The 13,704-nt window shown below is 72.6% G+C and carries 17 protein-coding genes; 6 read left to right on the plus strand and 11 right to left on the minus strand.

The features are described from left to right. Window positions 1–16 precede the first annotated feature (16 nt). Entirely contained in the window at window positions 17–946 is a 930-nt protein-coding gene (locus Pta02_RS24525; protein ID WP_203877275.1) for an NAD-dependent epimerase/dehydratase family protein, read from the plus strand. 31 nt (window positions 947–977) lie between these two features. Further along, window positions 978–1,565 (plus strand): hypothetical protein, encoded by a 588-nt coding sequence (locus tag Pta02_RS24530; RefSeq protein WP_203877276.1) that lies wholly within the window; start codon window positions 978–980, stop codon window positions 1,563–1,565. Here the strand turns inward: Pta02_RS24530 and Pta02_RS24535 are convergent. Beyond that, on the minus strand, window positions 1,525–2,076 hold the full coding sequence (locus Pta02_RS24535) for an SGNH/GDSL hydrolase family protein (protein WP_239131216.1): 552 nt from the start codon (window positions 2,074–2,076) through the stop codon (window positions 1,525–1,527). The two genes, Pta02_RS24530 and Pta02_RS24535, sit on opposite strands and share 41 nt — an antisense overlap. Before the next feature lie 496 nt (window positions 2,077–2,572). Here Pta02_RS24535 and Pta02_RS24540 point away from each other — a divergent pair, with 496 nt between their 5' ends. Continuing rightward, window positions 2,573–3,052, plus strand: a complete 480-nt coding sequence (locus Pta02_RS24540) for a hypothetical protein (RefSeq protein ID WP_203877278.1) — start codon at window positions 2,573–2,575, stop codon at window positions 3,050–3,052. Here the strand turns inward: Pta02_RS24540 and Pta02_RS24545 are convergent. After that, window positions 3,010–4,035 (minus strand): neutral zinc metallopeptidase, encoded by a 1,026-nt coding sequence (locus Pta02_RS24545; protein WP_203877279.1) that lies wholly within the window; start codon window positions 4,033–4,035, stop codon window positions 3,010–3,012. The two genes, Pta02_RS24540 and Pta02_RS24545, sit on opposite strands and share 43 nt — an antisense overlap. A gap of 132 nt (window positions 4,036–4,167) precedes the next feature. On the opposite strand from Pta02_RS24545, the gene Pta02_RS24550 reads away from it, so the two are divergent. After that, window positions 4,168–5,865 carry a DUF2207 domain-containing protein gene (locus Pta02_RS24550; RefSeq protein WP_203877280.1) on the plus strand — a complete coding sequence of 566 codons (1,698 nt, stop codon included), beginning with the start codon at window positions 4,168–4,170 and terminating at the stop codon, window positions 5,863–5,865. Between the two features lie 82 nt (window positions 5,866–5,947). Here Pta02_RS24550 and Pta02_RS24555 read toward each other — a convergent pair whose 3' ends face one another. The 3 genes from Pta02_RS24555 to Pta02_RS24565 form a co-directional block, all read right to left on the minus strand. Then, the gene (locus Pta02_RS24555; protein WP_275423606.1) at window positions 5,948–6,343 is read right to left on the minus strand and encodes a type II toxin-antitoxin system VapC family toxin; all 396 of its coding nucleotides are present in this window, start codon (window positions 6,341–6,343) and stop codon (window positions 5,948–5,950) included. Beyond that, entirely contained in the window at window positions 6,337–6,591 is a 255-nt protein-coding gene (locus Pta02_RS24560) for a type II toxin-antitoxin system Phd/YefM family antitoxin (RefSeq protein WP_203877281.1), read from the minus strand. Before Pta02_RS24560 ends, Pta02_RS24555 begins: the two co-directional genes overlap by 7 nt. A gap of 65 nt (window positions 6,592–6,656) precedes the next feature. After that, a complete protein-coding gene (locus Pta02_RS24565; RefSeq protein ID WP_275423607.1) occupies window positions 6,657–7,595 on the minus strand; it encodes an asparaginase in 939 nt (312 codons plus the stop codon). Window positions 7,596–7,667: 72 nt separating this feature from the next. Between Pta02_RS24565 and dtd the strand changes: the two genes are divergently transcribed. Next, complete coding sequence (dtd, locus tag Pta02_RS24570) at window positions 7,668–8,093, plus strand: D-aminoacyl-tRNA deacylase (protein ID WP_203877283.1); 426 nt, start codon at window positions 7,668–7,670, stop codon at window positions 8,091–8,093. 21 nt (window positions 8,094–8,114) lie between these two features. On the opposite strand, the gene ygfZ is transcribed toward dtd, so the two are convergent. The 4 genes from ygfZ to Pta02_RS24590 all read right to left on the minus strand — a co-directional run bounded on the left by ygfZ (window position 8,115) and on the right by Pta02_RS24590 (window position 11,090). Continuing rightward, window positions 8,115–9,098, minus strand: coding sequence for a CAF17-like 4Fe-4S cluster assembly/insertion protein YgfZ (gene ygfZ / locus Pta02_RS24575; protein WP_203877284.1), 984 nt, complete (start codon window positions 9,096–9,098; stop codon window positions 8,115–8,117). 122 nt (window positions 9,099–9,220) lie between these two features. After that, complete coding sequence (locus Pta02_RS24580; RefSeq protein ID WP_203877285.1) at window positions 9,221–9,634, minus strand: Fur family transcriptional regulator; 414 nt, start codon at window positions 9,632–9,634, stop codon at window positions 9,221–9,223. Window positions 9,635–10,180: 546 nt separating this feature from the next. Continuing rightward, window positions 10,181–10,486: a DUF2470 domain-containing protein gene (locus Pta02_RS24585; RefSeq protein WP_203877286.1), complete on the minus strand. Its 306-nt coding sequence runs from the start codon at window positions 10,484–10,486 to the stop codon at window positions 10,181–10,183. A gap of 94 nt (window positions 10,487–10,580) precedes the next feature. Beyond that, window positions 10,581–11,090 (minus strand): heme-binding beta-barrel domain-containing protein, encoded by a 510-nt coding sequence (locus Pta02_RS24590; protein WP_203877287.1) that lies wholly within the window; start codon window positions 11,088–11,090, stop codon window positions 10,581–10,583. A gap of 78 nt (window positions 11,091–11,168) precedes the next feature. Here Pta02_RS24590 and Pta02_RS24595 point away from each other — a divergent pair, with 78 nt between their 5' ends. Then, a complete protein-coding gene (locus Pta02_RS24595; protein ID WP_203877288.1) occupies window positions 11,169–11,531 on the plus strand; it encodes a DsrE family protein in 363 nt (120 codons plus the stop codon). A 55-nt stretch (window positions 11,532–11,586) separates the two neighbouring features. Here Pta02_RS24595 and Pta02_RS24600 read toward each other — a convergent pair whose 3' ends face one another. Continuing rightward, window positions 11,587–12,306 (minus strand): type 1 glutamine amidotransferase, encoded by a 720-nt coding sequence (locus Pta02_RS24600; protein WP_203877289.1) that lies wholly within the window; start codon window positions 12,304–12,306, stop codon window positions 11,587–11,589. After that, window positions 12,296–13,588: a MurT ligase domain-containing protein gene (locus tag Pta02_RS24605; RefSeq protein ID WP_203877290.1), complete on the minus strand. Its 1,293-nt coding sequence runs from the start codon at window positions 13,586–13,588 to the stop codon at window positions 12,296–12,298. The genes Pta02_RS24600 and Pta02_RS24605 overlap by 11 nt, the downstream gene beginning before the upstream one ends. Window positions 13,589–13,704: the final 116 nt, after the last annotated feature.

Here is a 13,704-nt window from a genome sequence, read left to right on the forward strand (position 1 = left end):
ACAGCGGAGGAGTCACATGAGACTGCTCATCCTGGGAGCCGGAGGGTTCATCGGGCGCACCGCCGTACGGGAGGCCGCCTCGGCCGGGTGGGAGGTCACCGGTCTCGTCCGCGGCGCCGAGGCCGCCCGGCGGGTGGCGGAGGCGGGCGGGACGCCCCACCGGTCCACCGTGGAGGATCCCGGCGCGTGGGCGGAGACCGCCCGGGGGGCGGCGGCAGTCGTCGACCTCGTCCAGCCCCGGCTGCCCGGCCGGATGACCCGGCGCGCGGCCCGGCGCGTCAGCGCCGCCCGGCAGGGGACGACCTCCGGGGTCCTGCGGGCACTCGCCTCCCTGCCCGAGCGCGAACGGCCGCTGCTGGTCTCGGTCAGCGGCGTCGACGACCTGGACCCGGGCGCGGGCCGTACGGTGTCCCACGCCTCCCCGCTGCGCACCGTGCCGGTCGGGTTCGCCCACATCGGCCTGCCCGTCAGACGCCTGATCGAGCGGTCGGGGCTGCCCGCCGTCCACGTCTATCTGGGGAACATGGTCTACGGCCCGGGCAAGGGTTTCGGCGACGTGATCGTCCCCGGCCTGGTCAGGCGGCGGATGCCGGTCCTCGGCTCCGGGGACAACCGGCTCCCGCTCATCCACGTCGAGGACGCCGCGCGCGCCCTGCTCCACGTGGCCGGGCTCGACGGGACGGCGGGGCGGAGCTTCGTGGCCGCCGACGGCACCGCCACGACACTGCGCGAGCTGCTGGAGGAGACCGCCCGGCTGCTCGGCGCCCCCGCCCCGCGCACGCTGCCCCGGTGGCCCGCCGCGCAGTTGGCCGGCCGGGTCGCACTGGAGACGCTGACGCTGGACGCCGCCGCCGACGTCTCGGCGCTGACCGCGACCGGCTTCACCCTGCGCCACCCGTCGATCCGCGAAGGACTGCCCGCAACCCTGAAGGAGATGGCCCGATGACACTCCCCCTCCCGATGAAGGAGACGGCCCGATGACACTCTCCCCTCCCGGCGGGATGTCCCGCGCCCGGGACGCCGCACGCCTCGTCCGGCCCCGTACGTTCCTCATCCTGCTGGCCCTGCTGGCCCCGGTCCTCCTGCTGGCGAACGTCGGCCTGCCGTTCAGCGCGGCGGGCATCAAGGAGGTCTCGGGCGGCGTCGGCATCCTCGACCTGGAGCCGCGCGAGTCCGCCGAGGGCGTGTACCGCGCCCTGGCCGCCTACGGCGAGGAGGGCCGGGAGCGCTATCTGGTCCTGCTGGCCACTCTCGACCTGCTCATCCCGCCGCTGCTCGCCCTGACCTGCGCCCTGGCGGCGGCGCTGGGCGTGGGCCGGGTGCGGTGGTGGATCTGGGTGGTCCCGGTGGCGGCGCTGGTGGCCGACTACGCGGAGAACGCCGTCCTGGTGATCCTGCTGACCCGCCATCCCGCACCCGGCCCGGCGGCGTGGCTGCCCGCGCTGACCACCGTGAAGACCACGACCGCCGTGGCGGAGGTGGTGCTCGCCGTGGCCGGCCTGGTCTACACGGCCGTCAGGGGCTTCAGAAGGCGGAGCGCAGGCCCTTCTCGTCCAGGGCGGTGACCAGCCAGCGGGAGATGCGGGCGTGGCCCTCCAGCGTGGGGTGCACGCCGTCCGGCAGGATCATCGTCCTGCTCCAGTGGCGGCCGAGCGGGTCCAGGAAGGCCGCGCCCTCCTGCTCGGCGGCGAGCGCGACGGAGTCCCTGACCTGGTAGGCCCAGCGGGGGACGGCCCCCATCCACAACGGGCCGATCACCACGATCGTGGTGTCGGGCCAGCGCCGCCGGACCAGGTCGAGCAGCCGGACGGCGGCCCGGTGGACCTGGCCGGCCGGGGGACGGCGGTCGTTGTGGCCGCCGGAGACGATCAGCAGGTCGGGGGCCGGGCGCCAGGCGAGCTCATGGCGGAAGGAGTCCTCGAAGGTCCGGCCCGCCCGCCCGGGGGTGGCGAAACCGGTCCCGGCCGCCCCGGCGGTGATGAGCTGCCAGTCCAGCGCGCGGGCGGTCTGCGCGGCGTAGCTCTGCCAGCGCGCCACCGGTCCCGAGCCGACGGTGAAGCTGTCCCCGATGATCATCACGACCGGCGCCCGGGTCGCGGACCGGCCGGCCGGCAGCTCCGCGGACCGATCGACCGGCAGGGCGGCGGCGTCATGAGTGCACCCTGAAACAAGGCAGCAAATCACCATAAAAACGGCTATCGCGGATAACCGAGGTCGTTTCTCAACAGGCCCGCGCATGACACCCCGGATAAATCTGAACCGCCGACATGAACGACGATCTCCCGGGAGCGCGCGGCCGGACCGGCGCCCGCCTCCCCCCGGAGCGGCGCCCCTCGGCCATCCCGGGAGACCCTCGTGAGCAGGACCAAGTGTATCCGGGTACAAGCGACCGGCTCCGGAAAATCACGGAATGGAAAATCTTCTCTGCGGTCTGACCGGAATATCACCTTATAAGGATGAAAAACCATTAGGTGAGCTCCAGAAACGCTGATTTATTTCCCAGAGAACGGCAACCCGGGTGGGTATCTAGCCGTCAACAGTGTGACTCCACCCCCCTGGACAGGAGAGGCGCATGACCTACGCGTACGGCCTGCCATCCGACCCCCGTCCCTACTCCGGCCGCCATGACCGTGCGGCCCGGCGCCCGCAGCCCGGAAACGCCCTCGGGCTCGCGGCGCTCGCCACGGGCGCGACGGCCCTCCTGTCCGGCTTCCTGCCCCTCGCCTCCTGGACCGCCGCACTGCTCCCGATCGCCTCCGCCGCCCTCGGCTTCGCCGCCCTGGGCATGGCGCACCGGGGGCAGGCGCGGGACGGGGGCTCCGGCCGGCGCGGCCTCATCCTGGAGCTCGCCGCCGGCGCCCTGGTGATCTGGCTCGCAGTCGTCCTCCTCACCGTCCTCGTCGTCCTCGTGACCTCCGGCGGTCACGTGACGGGCGGGGACGGGCAGGGGGTCCGCGAGCGGATCGGCGGCGCCGGGCCCGTCCTGAGCTGCCTGCGCGACCCCGCGGGTCAGCTGACGTGCGAGGACGGGGCGGCCCAGGTGTTGCAGTAACCCGGCCGGGCGTACCTCCAGCCGTGGTTGAGCCAGGCGGCGAAGTTCTGCCCGTTGCCGTGGTCGCGTTTGCCCAGCCCGTTCTGGTCGTCGCCGCGCCGATAGTCCTGCTCCAGTACGGCCTGCCAGCGGGCGGCGGTGACGCCGAGCGGCACCCGGACGGTCCGGATGAACGCCCCGGAGAAGCACTGGGCCTGCAGCTCCGACCGGCGCGAGTGCGCGTCCCTGGCCGCCTGGGAGCGGCTGGAGACCTCCCACCACCAGGCGCCGCCGATGCCGGCCATGGACTGCACGTGGTGGCCGTACTCATGGGCGAGCACCGCCAGATAGGGCACGTGGTTCCGGGCGGGGTCGGCGTTGCCGCTCTGCTCGATCACCTGGGACAGGCCGATGTACATGCCCCGGTTGGACGGGCAGTAGTAGGCGGCGGCGCCGGCGAGCGGGTAGGTGCCGCAGGGCCCGCGGCCCGGGCGTGACCAGAAGACCCGGCGGGGCAGCTGGAAGACCGCTCCCGCCTGGGAGAACTTGGCGGACCAGGACCGGTCCAGGCAGCCGGTCACCGCGTTGAGGTAGGCCAGCATGGCGCGCTGCTGCGTCGAGGGCCGGGGGGCCCGGCAGCTGGTGGGGCGCATCGTGCCGGTGCCGTACAGCGGGTTGCGCTTGAGCCGGGAGCCGGTCTGCGACCGGTTCATGTACCGCAGGTCCACCTGCATGGTGCCGCGGGAGGTCAGCGCGATCCGGGAGCCGCCCTGCGTGCCGAGGTCCAGCCGCTGCGGCGGCCGGTAGGACGGCGGGGTGATCTCGGTGCCGTCGGCGGGGACGGGCTCGGCCGTCCGGGTGGCCACCGGCCCGGAGCCGGGCCCGGCCGGAGACTGCGCCTCGTCACCGCCCGCGAGCGCGGCGACCACCACGACCACGGCGAAAGTCGTCGCGAGGACGCCGAAGACACCGAAGGCCAGGGGGCTCGGCCCGCGTGGGCGCATGCGACCGCCTCTCCACAGACAGGATCATCGGGCGGCAATCTAGCGGATGTAATCCTTTGTCAGTTCATCGACGGAAAAATCAGACCGGGGGCGTCCATCACTCGCCTGCCGTTCTCGATAGGCTCCCGACCCATGGCGGGATCTTTCTTGCATCGGGCGGCCGGGAGTCTTGCCGCCGCGGTCGTCCTCGGGCTGGCCATGGGCGCCTCCCCCGCGCTCGCGGCGGGTACGGCGAACCCCTCATCGGCCGCGTCCGGCGCGGTCGAGGCCGCCTCGGCCCTGGCCGGCGCGGTGAAGAGCCACCAGGTCGAGCTCCAGCTGCGGCAGGACGGCGTTCTCCACGTCAAGGAGACCGTGACCTTCGAGGGCAGCCCGCCGACCCGCGAGCTGATCGGCCGCACGCGCTACGACGACACCAGCGACCGGCTCTACCCGATCAGCGGGCTCAAGGGCGACGCCACCCTGAACGGCGACAAGATCACCCTGAAGGGCTCGGGCACGGCCACGTTCGAGTACGACGTCAGGGGCGCGGTGACCCCGCTGGCCGACATCCAGGAGCTGCGCTGGTACGCCGTGGGCGGCTGGACGGTCCCGGTCGAGCAGGCCACCGTGAAGGTGACCGGCCCGGCCCAGCTGCAGAACCTGTCCTGCTTCGCGGGCGTGCTGACCTCCGCGGTCGGCTGCACCGTGGCCTCCCCCGACCACAACGGCACCACCGCCGACTTCGAGCAGCAGGGCCTGGGCGCGGGCGAGGTGCTCACCGTCGTCGTCGGCTACCCCCGGGGCGCCACCACCGGCGGGCCCGTCCTGGAGCGCCGCTTCGAGCTGGCCAACGCCTTCACCCTCAACACCGTCACCGGCGGTGCGCTGGCCGGCCTGCTGATCCTGCTGCTCGGCGGCATCGGCCTGCTCTACTGGACCCGCGGGCGCGACGCCCGGGTGGTCGGCCACGAGTCGGGCGCCCTCACCCCGATCGAGAACGGCCACTTCGCCCCGCCGGACGGCGTGCGCCCCGGCCAGATCGGCACGCTCATGGACGAGCAGGCCGACGTGATCGACGTGACGGCCACGATCGTGGATCTGGCCGTGCGCGGTTATCTCCGCATTGACGAGCAGCCCCGTCAGACCTACGACACCCCCGACTGGATGCTGGTGCGCCTGCCCAGCGCCCCGGTCACCTCGCTGCTGCCGTACGAGCGCGCCCTCTACGACGCGATCTTCGACGGCCGCGACGCCGTCCTGCTCTCCCAGCTGCACGGGTCGTTCGGCGCCAAGCTCGGCAAGGTCCGCGACGCCCTGTACCGGGACGTGGTCACCCAGGGCTGGTTCGCCCGCCGCCCCGACAGCGTCCGCACCCGCTGGACGACCCTGGGCGTGGTGCTCACCTTCGCCGGGGTCCTCGGCACGGTGGCGCTGGCCTGGTTCACCACGTACGGCCTGCTCGGCCTGGCCGTGATCATCGCCGGAGCGGCCCTGGCGGCCGGCGGCCAGTACATGCCCGCCAAGACGGCCAAGGGCTCCGGAGCCATGGCGCACACCCTCGGCTTCCGCCGCTATCTCACCGAGGGCGACATCGGCGGTTCCATCCCCGAGGCCCAGCGGGTCGAGCTGTTCTCCCGCTATCTCCCCTACGCCGTGATCTTCGACAGCGTCGACCGCTGGGCCCGCGTGGTCTCCTCCGTCACCGGCAACGGGCAGCAGGCCGACAACCTGTACTGGTACCACGGCCCGGCCGAGTGGGACCTGTCCAAGTTCGCCGACTCGATGCGCACCTTCACCATGACCACCTCCGGAGCCATCTCCGCCACCCGCCAGTTCCGCTCCCTCTGACGGAGGGAACGGGAAACGCGAACGCCGGGTCCCCGATCACATCGGGAGGTCCGGCGTCGTCCTCGTGCCCGGGGGCCGCGCGTCACAGCTTGACGACCTTGATGCCCGGCATCTCGTCGTAGTCGGCGTCCTGGGTCACCACGGGGATGTCGTAGGCGAGAGCCGTCGCCGCTATCCAACTGTCGTTGATCGGCGCCTTGCGACCTGCCGCCCGCAACCGCGAGACCAGGAGAGCCCATGCTTCCGAAACGGCCTCGTCCACCGGCAACGGCTCGAACCGCTGAGCCAGCTGATAGGTCGACAGTCGCCGTGCAGCCGCTTCGGGATCCCTGGCCTGCAGAACACCGAGGCGCAACTCACCGAGTGTGATCGCCGACACGCCCCACTCGTAGTCGGCGAACCTGGCGCTGTCGAACCGGACGGCTTCCAGGCCGATGAAGACCGAGGTGTCCGCCAGCGCTCGCTGGGGGTTCACCACGGCAGGTCGTCAGTCGTCTCGGAGAGAGTTTCCCGCAGCTCTGCGGCCCACCCGGTGGTGTCCGGCTCCAGACGGGCGAGCTCTCCGCCGATCTCGGTGGCGGAGAGCCAGCGGCTCCGGCGCGGGAAGGGGATGATCTTCGCCACCGGGCGGTTGTCGCGCAGGACTTCGATCTCTTCCCCCGCCTCGACACGCCGGAGCACCTCTGCCGTGTTGTTCCGCAGTTCACGCGCGGGAATAGCAGCCATAAGCCGATCGTAGAACCTTTGCTACGTTCGTAGCAAGGAAGTGGCGCCTTCAGACTCGAGGCCGCCTATGCGGACTCTCCGCGCAGGCGGATCTCGCCTACGGGGTGGCCTCCGCCGTACAGGGTGCCGGTGGCCAGGGCGCCGAGTTCGGGGGCGTCGAGGTCCAGGGCGCGCAGGGCGGCGACGGTGACGGGGACGCGGGCGCGCTGGCCGCCGTCCTCGATTTTGACCGTGCCCGCGCGGCCGTCCTCGAAGGCGAAGGCGTCGAACGCCTCGGCTCCGGCCTTGAGCATCAGGCCGGGGATCGCGCGCATCAGCCGGGCCTCGGGGCGGGTGGTGCCGGAGGTCCACTCGGGGTGGGCGCGGAAGGCGTCGGCGACGCGGCGCTCGGGGGTGCCGGGCTCGGCCAGGACGAGCGCGCGGAAGGCGCGGGCCACGCCCAGCATGGAGACGAAGAACAGCGGTGCGCCGCAGCCGTCCACGCCGGTGGCGGCGACCCGCTCGCCGGTCAGCTCCTCGACCGTGGCACGGATCACCCGCTGCAGCGGGTGCGCCGGGTCGAGATAGGTCTCCGGCGGCCAGTCGTTGGCCGCGCAGGTGGCGAGCATCGCCGCGTGCTTGCCCGAGCAGTTCATGTAGATCCGGGCCTTGCCGCCGCCCGAGCGCAGGATCTCCTCACGCGCCTCGGCGTTCTCGGGCAGGTCCTCCGGGCAGCGCAGCGCGCCCTCGTCCAGCCCGGCCTCCTTGAGGATCGTGCGGGCGCCGTCCACGTGGAAGGACTCCCCGGCGTGGCTCGCGCACGCCAGCGCGAGCAGCTCCCCTTCGAGGGCGAGTCCCGCGCGCACCATGCCGAGCGCCTGCAGGGGCTTCATCGACGACCGGGGCGAGACCAGCGCGTCCACCGCGCCGTGCGCCCGGGCGAGGGAACCGTCCGCGTTCACCGCCAGCATGCGTGCCCGGTGCGTGGACTCCACGAATCCGGAACGGACTACTTCGACAACCAACGACCCAGTAGACACCTTTGTCTCCTTTCGCGCAGAGTCTACGGAGCCCCGGGAACACGGGATGATGGTGGGATGCGTGCGGTCGTTCAGCGGGTGAGTTCCGCGTCGGTGGTGGTGGACGGTGCGACGGTCGGGGCGATCGACGAGCCGGGGTTGCTCGTGCTCGTCGGCGTGACGCACACCGACACCCGCGCCGAGGCGGCGAAGCTGGCCGCCAAGCTCTGGGGCCTGCGGATCCTGCACGGCGAGAAGTCGTGCTCCGACGTCGGCGCCCCGCTCCTGGTGATCAGCCAGTTCACCCTGTACGGCGACGCCCGCAAGGGCCGGCGTCCCACCTGGCAGGCGGCGGCCCCGGGCCCGGTCGCCGAACCGCTGGTCGAGGCGGTCTGCGCGGAGCTGCGCGCGCTCGGCGCGCACGTGGAGACCGGCGTCTTCGGCGCCGACATGAAGGTCTCCCTGACCAACGACGGCCCCATCACGCTGATCCTGGAGACCTGAGGACCGGACCCGGGGCGGGCCTCAGCGGATGCGGCGGCGCAGGGCGGGGTCGATCTGGACGTTGCGGCCGGCGTCCGGGGGCACGATGACCTCCTGGGCCGCCGCCACCCCGTCGGCCTGGAGCGGGGCGTCCACCGGCACGGTCCGCTTGACCACGGCCAGGGCGATCGGGCCGAGCTCGTGGTGGCGGGCGGCGCTGCCGACGAAGCCGATCTCGTCCCCGCCGTCGGTCACCGGGGCGCCGCGCCGGGGCAGCCGGTCGGCGCTGCCGTCCAGGTGCAGGAAGACCAGGCGGCGCGGCGGGTGGCCGAGGTTGTGCACCCGGGCCACCGTCTCCTGGCCCTTGTAGCACCCCTTGCCCAGGTGGACGGCGCTGCCGATCCAGCCGACCTCGTGCGGGATGGTCTTGTGGTCGGTCTCGAAGCCCAGCCGGGGGGCGTGGTCCTCGATCCGCAGCGCCTCGTACGCCCACAGCCCGGCCGGCCGCAGGCCCAGGTGCCCGGGGAGCAGGTCACGGGGGAGCAGGACGTCGTCCCCGACGAGGACCGCTCCGGCCGGCGGGGTGATCCGGGTGCCGTCGACCACGCTGACCACCGCGTAGGAGTCCGTCACGTCGGCGACCTCGACCCGGAGCATGAAGCGCATCTTGTCCAGGAACGTCACCAGCTCGCCCCCGGTGCCCGGCTCGACGTGCGCCCAGACGGCCTCGCCGTCGTCGACGAGCGTCAGGTGGTGCTCGACCCTGCCCTGGGCGTCCAGCAGCAGGGTCTGGGTGGCCTGCCCGGGCGGCAGGTCCTTGAGCTTCTGCGAGCTCAGGTCGTTGAGCCAGCTCAGCCGGTCCGGCCCGGAGATCCTCACGACCTCGCGGTTGCTCCGGTCGACCATCGCCTCACCGGCCAGCAGCGCGCGCTGCTCGGCGAACGGGTCGCCGTAGTGTCCGGCGACGTCGGAGTCGGGAGCGTCGGCGGCGACCGCACCGGGGGTGTCCAGCAGAGGGCTTCGCATGATTCCAAGCCTATGCCGTCCCGGAAGCACACCCGGGTGCGGGACCGGCGGCGGTCACGACGGACGCGGCTCAGTCACGGTCACGGCCGGGGCGATGCGGTCGCGGTCACGGCCGGGGCGGCTCAGCGGCAGTTGCGGCAGCGGCCGAAGACCGTCAGGTGGTGCACGTCGGTGGCGAAGCCCAGTTCCTGGTCGAGGCCGTCCACCAGGGCCTGCACCAGCTCCGGCCGGACCTCGCTGATCTCCCCGCAGCCGCGGCAGACCAGGTGCACGTGGTCGGCGTCGGCGGCCAGGTGGTAGGTGGGGGCGCCGTGACCGAGGTGGTTGTGGGCGACCATGCCGAGCTCTTCCAGGAGCTCCAGGGTCCGGTAGACGGTCGAGATGTTCACCCCGCGGGCGGTCTCCCGCACCCGGGTGCAGATCTCCTCGGGGGTGGCGTGCTCCAGCGCCTTGACCGCCTCCAGCACCAGCTGCCGCTGCGGAGTGACCCGATAGCCGCGCGCCCGCAGCTCCTCATGCCACGACGTCTCGGTCATGTGCAGAGTCTAAGTGCTGCCGCGGGCCGGACCGTCGATCTTCTCCCGGACCCGTCCGGCCACGGTGCGGGACCCGTCCGGCCACGGTGCGGGGCGTCCGCCCCGGCGGGCGCCTTCGTCCCTCGCGCGCGCCGTACGGTCCCGCCCTCCGGCCCGGGAAGTCCTCCTCACCTGCGCGGATCCGCTTGGAGAATATTTACTTGCCCCGCCGGAAACGGTCGCATAACGTACGGATCACGCAGAAAGGAGGTGGTCCAGACAATGGTTGATCATTATCGGACTAGCGAGGTGGCTGTCCGCTAGGACGCCCCGGCTCCGGACTCGGTTCGGACGTCTGGTGGCGTTCGGCGAATCCACGACAATCACCGGAACCCCGGGCTGCCGGAGGGCGGGAATCCCCCGCCTTTGGTCCATCCGGCCCTTCCGCCCCGAGCGGGAGGAGACAGCCCGGGGTTCTTCTTCTCCCTCGAACCTCTGTGAGCCCTCGGATCTCCACGGTTCTCCCCGGACATCCACCGAGCCCCTCGGCCCCTGCGGGCCCCGGCCTCAGTGCTCGCCGCGGGCCGGGACGCCGAGCGCGGCGCAGGCCTCCTGATAGAGACGCACCACTTCCCTTCGGACCTGGGCGCGCTCGGTCAGGGTGGCGCCCCACGGCACGCGGACCGCGACCTCCCGCCCCTCCACCGTCGCGTCGAACTCGATCGCCTCGGCGTCCACCCCCGACGTCCTCGCCGCGGTGGCCTCCGGCTGCCCGCCGAGCGCCTTGACGATCAGCAGTGCGTCGTCGGCGTGGTCGTCGTTCATGTGCCGCTTGATCGCCTCGACGACGTCAGGGGTGAAAGGGGTGCCCATGCCCGGCATCGTAGCCGCGAACGGCCGCCGGGCACGCCCGCCGTACGACGCGCGGCCCGGGTGATGCCGGGGCGCTCAGGCGATGCCGGGGCGCTCAGGCGATGCCGGGGACGAAGTCGCCCACCCGCTTGAGCTCGGCCGAGATGTGGGACTGGAGGGGCTGTCCCATCGCGGCCATGTCGTAGGCCCACATCAGGTTGCCGTTGACCAGGCCGTACAGGCGGTGCCCGCCGGTGTACTCCTTGGCGGTGGCGGTGCGGGCGACCACGTCCGTGTGCAGCTCGATCTTGTGGAAGACCACCTCGCCGACGTAGATCTCCACGATGCCCGTCGGGTGGGACAGGCACACCTCCAGCTGGCGATCGGGCAGCTGGCGCCAGAAGCCGGTCTCGGTGCCCAGCGGGCGGACCCGGTTGCCCGCCTCGTCCAGCAGCCAGGTGCGGCTGGTGTAGGTCAGGAACGGCTTGCCGTTGTGTCCGAAGACGATCTCCTGACCGAAGTTGAAGCTCTCGATCGTCGGGTATCCGCCCACCCCGGCGCCCTCCCACCGGCCCACGAGGAAGGCGATCGGCTCAAGGTCGGGATGCAGCTCAGGAACGTCCATGAACCCAAAGGGTATCCAAGGCGCCGGGCCCCGCCGTCCGGCTCGCGCCGGTGACGCGGACCCGAATAGTCTTCAGTCATGGCACGATCATTGGTGATCAAGGTGACCGCCGGGGCGGACGCTCCGGAGCGCTGCAACCAGGCGTTCACGGTCGCGGTGGCGGCGCTGGCGAGCGGGGTTCCCGTCTCCCTCTGGCTGACCGGTGAGTCGTCGTGGTTCGCCCTGCCCGGCCGGGCCAAGGAGTTCAGCCTGCCGCACGCCGCCCAGCTGGGCGAACTGCTCGACGCGGTGCTGGCCGGCGGGCGGGTGACCCTGTGCACGCAGTGCGCGGCCCGCCGGGAGATCACGGTGGACGACGTGATCGAGGGCGTCCGCATCGCCGGAGCCCCCACGTTCGTCGAGGAGGTCCTCGGCGAGGGCGTCCAGGCGCTCGTCTACTGACGTCCCCCGCCCGGGAACGGGTCCGCCCGCCGGGTGACGCCCGGCGGGCGGCGGGTTACTGGCGGGGCGTGACCGCGGCCAGCCGCTCCTCGCGCAGCCGGGTGAACCAGGTGTCGTCGATCGGCGGGAGCTGCGTGCCCGTCGCCCACGTCAGCAGCAGGTCGGCCAGGCCGGGGTTGCGGGCCAGGGCCGGGCCGTGCAGATAGGTCCCGACGACCTTGCCGGCGTAGCACCCCTCCGTGCCGTCGCCGTTGCCGGTGCCCACGACCGTGCGCGAGAGCGGGCGCACGCCGGGGCCCAGCCGGGTGACGCCCATGTGGTTCTCGAAGCCGGTCAGGGTCGGCACGCCCAGCGCCGGGTCGGTCTCGGCGACCAGCTCGCCGACGGCGCGGCCGGTGCCGCGGCCGCTGGCGATGTCGAGCAGCCCGATGCCGTCCACCGGCTGCCCCTCCTCGCCGCCGAAGGTGCTGCCCATGATCTGGTAGCCCGCGCAGACCGCCAGCACCGCGGCGCCCCGGGCGACGGCCCGGTGCAGGCCGCCGTCGCGGCGCAGCCGTTCGGAGGCCAGGATCTGCGGCCGGTCCTCGCCGCCGCCGATCAGGTAGATGTCGCCGTTCTCGGGCACCGGGTCGGCCGAGCGGACGTGCACGGTCTCCACCGGGATGCCCCTGCGCTCGGCGCGCTGCTCCAGCACCAGGACGTTGCCCTGGTCGCCGTAGGTGCTCAGCAGGTCGGGATAGATCCAGACGAGGCGCAGGACGCTGTCAGACGGCACGACCGAACTCCGATCGGATCTGCTGGAAGGCGGTGTAGTTGGCGATCACGTCGATCTTGCCGGGCGGCTGGATCGCGAACGCCTGGGCGAAGGAGTCGGCCAGCTGGAACGGCACGGAGGCCACCTCCAGCCGGAGCGCGAGGTCCAGCCGGCGCTCACCGGTCACGTAGACCGGCCGGCCGCGCAGCACCCGGTAGTCGACGTCCCACAGCCAGGAGGTGTCGCGCCCGTCGGGGCCCTGGGCGTTCACCGAGAGGATCACCGGCAGGGAGGGGTCGAGCACGTCGAAGGCCTCCAGCCAGCCGGCCGGGTTCTTGGCCAGCAGCAGGCGGGCGTACCGGCCCTCGCGCTCCACGGTGGTGTAGCGCCCGGCGACCGACCTGACCTCGCGCAGCCGGGGCAGCGCCCGCTCGACCGGCAGGCCGAACACCTCGGCGGTGGCCAGGGCGATCACGGCGTTGGCCCGGTTGGCCCGCCCCGGCAGCTGGATGTCGAGCGTCCAGCGCCGTCCCTGCGGGTCGATCGCGGCCTCGCCGTCGAGGATCCAGGACGGCTGGGGCCGCCGGAAGGAGCACTCGCGGCAGGCCCACTCGTTCTCGTCCTGGGTGCTCTGGCCGACGACTCCGGAGACGTGCCCGCCGGGCGGGACGTAGTCCAGCCCCTTGCGGTCGAGCGGGCCGCCGCACTCGGGGCAGCACCAGGAGTCCTCCTTCCACGGCTGCCCGGCGGAGACCCAGGTCACCCGGGCGGCCGTCGAGGCGCCCCAGGTCACCAGCGGGTCGTCCGCGTTGGCGATCACGTGGAGGTTGCGGCCCGCGAGCGCGCGCCGCCACTTCTGGGCCAGCAGCCAGATCTCGGCGGCACGGTCCATCTGGTCGCGGCTGAGGTTCATCAGGACGACCACCCCCGCGCCGGTGGTCTCGATGACCTCGGGGAGGTACTTCTCGTCGACCTCCAGCACGCCGTACGGCGCGTCCTTGGCCGAGGAGAGCGCGGACACGTGACCGGCCGGCATGTTGGCGCCGAAGGCGTTGGTGGCGACGTCGCCGAGCTCCTGCAGCGCGGAGGTGATCAGCCGGGTCGTGGTGGTCTTGCCGTTGGTCGCGCTCACCAGCGCGAGCTTGCGATCGCGCGCGAGCTGGCGGAGCAGGTCGGGCTCCAGGGCCAGGCCGACCCGGCCGCCGATCACCGACCCGTCACCGCGTCCGGTGGCCCGGGAGAGCGTCGCGGCCGTCCGGCCGAGCGCACTGGCGAGCTGCGCCCGCAGCGGTAGCTGACTCATGCGCCGATCCTAGCCGGGCCGGTACGGCGACCGCCTACACCCACGCATTCGTGACATAACAGGTTGCGCTCGTCACCCTGCGGAGCGGAGTCCGGGATCCCTCAGCGGAGTCCGGG

This window comes from Paraplanobispora takensis (assembly GCF_016863195.1).
In the GTDB taxonomy this organism is placed as follows: Bacteria; Actinomycetota; Actinomycetes; order Streptosporangiales; family Streptosporangiaceae; genus Planobispora; species Planobispora takensis.

What these genes read in the sequence shown, in the direction of transcription:
- ygfZ (WP_203877284.1), bottom strand. Translation starts at nt 9,098, where the DNA reads ATGCGAAGCCCTCTGCTGGACACCCCCGGTGCGGTCGCCGCCGACGCT.
- Pta02_RS24605 (WP_203877290.1), bottom strand. Translation starts at nt 13,588, where the DNA reads ATGAGTCAGCTACCGCTGCGGGCGCAGCTCGCCAGTGCGCTCGGCCGG.
- Pta02_RS24525 (WP_203877275.1), top strand. Translation starts at nt 17, where the DNA reads ATGAGACTGCTCATCCTGGGAGCCGGAGGGTTCATCGGGCGCACCGCC.
- Pta02_RS24535 (WP_239131216.1), bottom strand. Translation starts at nt 2,076, where the DNA reads ATGATCATCGGGGACAGCTTCACCGTCGGCTCGGGACCGGTGGCGCGC.
- Pta02_RS24560 (WP_203877281.1), bottom strand. Translation starts at nt 6,591, where the DNA reads ATGGCTGCTATTCCCGCGCGTGAACTGCGGAACAACACGGCAGAGGTG.
- Pta02_RS24545 (WP_203877279.1), bottom strand. Translation starts at nt 4,035, where the DNA reads ATGCGCCCACGCGGGCCGAGCCCCCTGGCCTTCGGTGTCTTCGGCGTC.
- Pta02_RS24530 (WP_203877276.1), top strand. Translation starts at nt 978, where the DNA reads ATGACACTCTCCCCTCCCGGCGGGATGTCCCGCGCCCGGGACGCCGCA.
- Pta02_RS24585 (WP_203877286.1), bottom strand. Translation starts at nt 10,486, where the DNA reads ATGGGCACCCCTTTCACCCCTGACGTCGTCGAGGCGATCAAGCGGCAC.
- Pta02_RS24550 (WP_203877280.1), top strand. Translation starts at nt 4,168, where the DNA reads ATGGCGGGATCTTTCTTGCATCGGGCGGCCGGGAGTCTTGCCGCCGCG.
- Pta02_RS24595 (WP_203877288.1), top strand. Translation starts at nt 11,169, where the DNA reads ATGGCACGATCATTGGTGATCAAGGTGACCGCCGGGGCGGACGCTCCG.
- dtd (WP_203877283.1), top strand. Translation starts at nt 7,668, where the DNA reads ATGCGTGCGGTCGTTCAGCGGGTGAGTTCCGCGTCGGTGGTGGTGGAC.
- Pta02_RS24580 (WP_203877285.1), bottom strand. Translation starts at nt 9,634, where the DNA reads ATGACCGAGACGTCGTGGCATGAGGAGCTGCGGGCGCGCGGCTATCGG.
- Pta02_RS24590 (WP_203877287.1), bottom strand. Translation starts at nt 11,090, where the DNA reads ATGGACGTTCCTGAGCTGCATCCCGACCTTGAGCCGATCGCCTTCCTC.
- Pta02_RS24540 (WP_203877278.1), top strand. Translation starts at nt 2,573, where the DNA reads ATGACCTACGCGTACGGCCTGCCATCCGACCCCCGTCCCTACTCCGGC.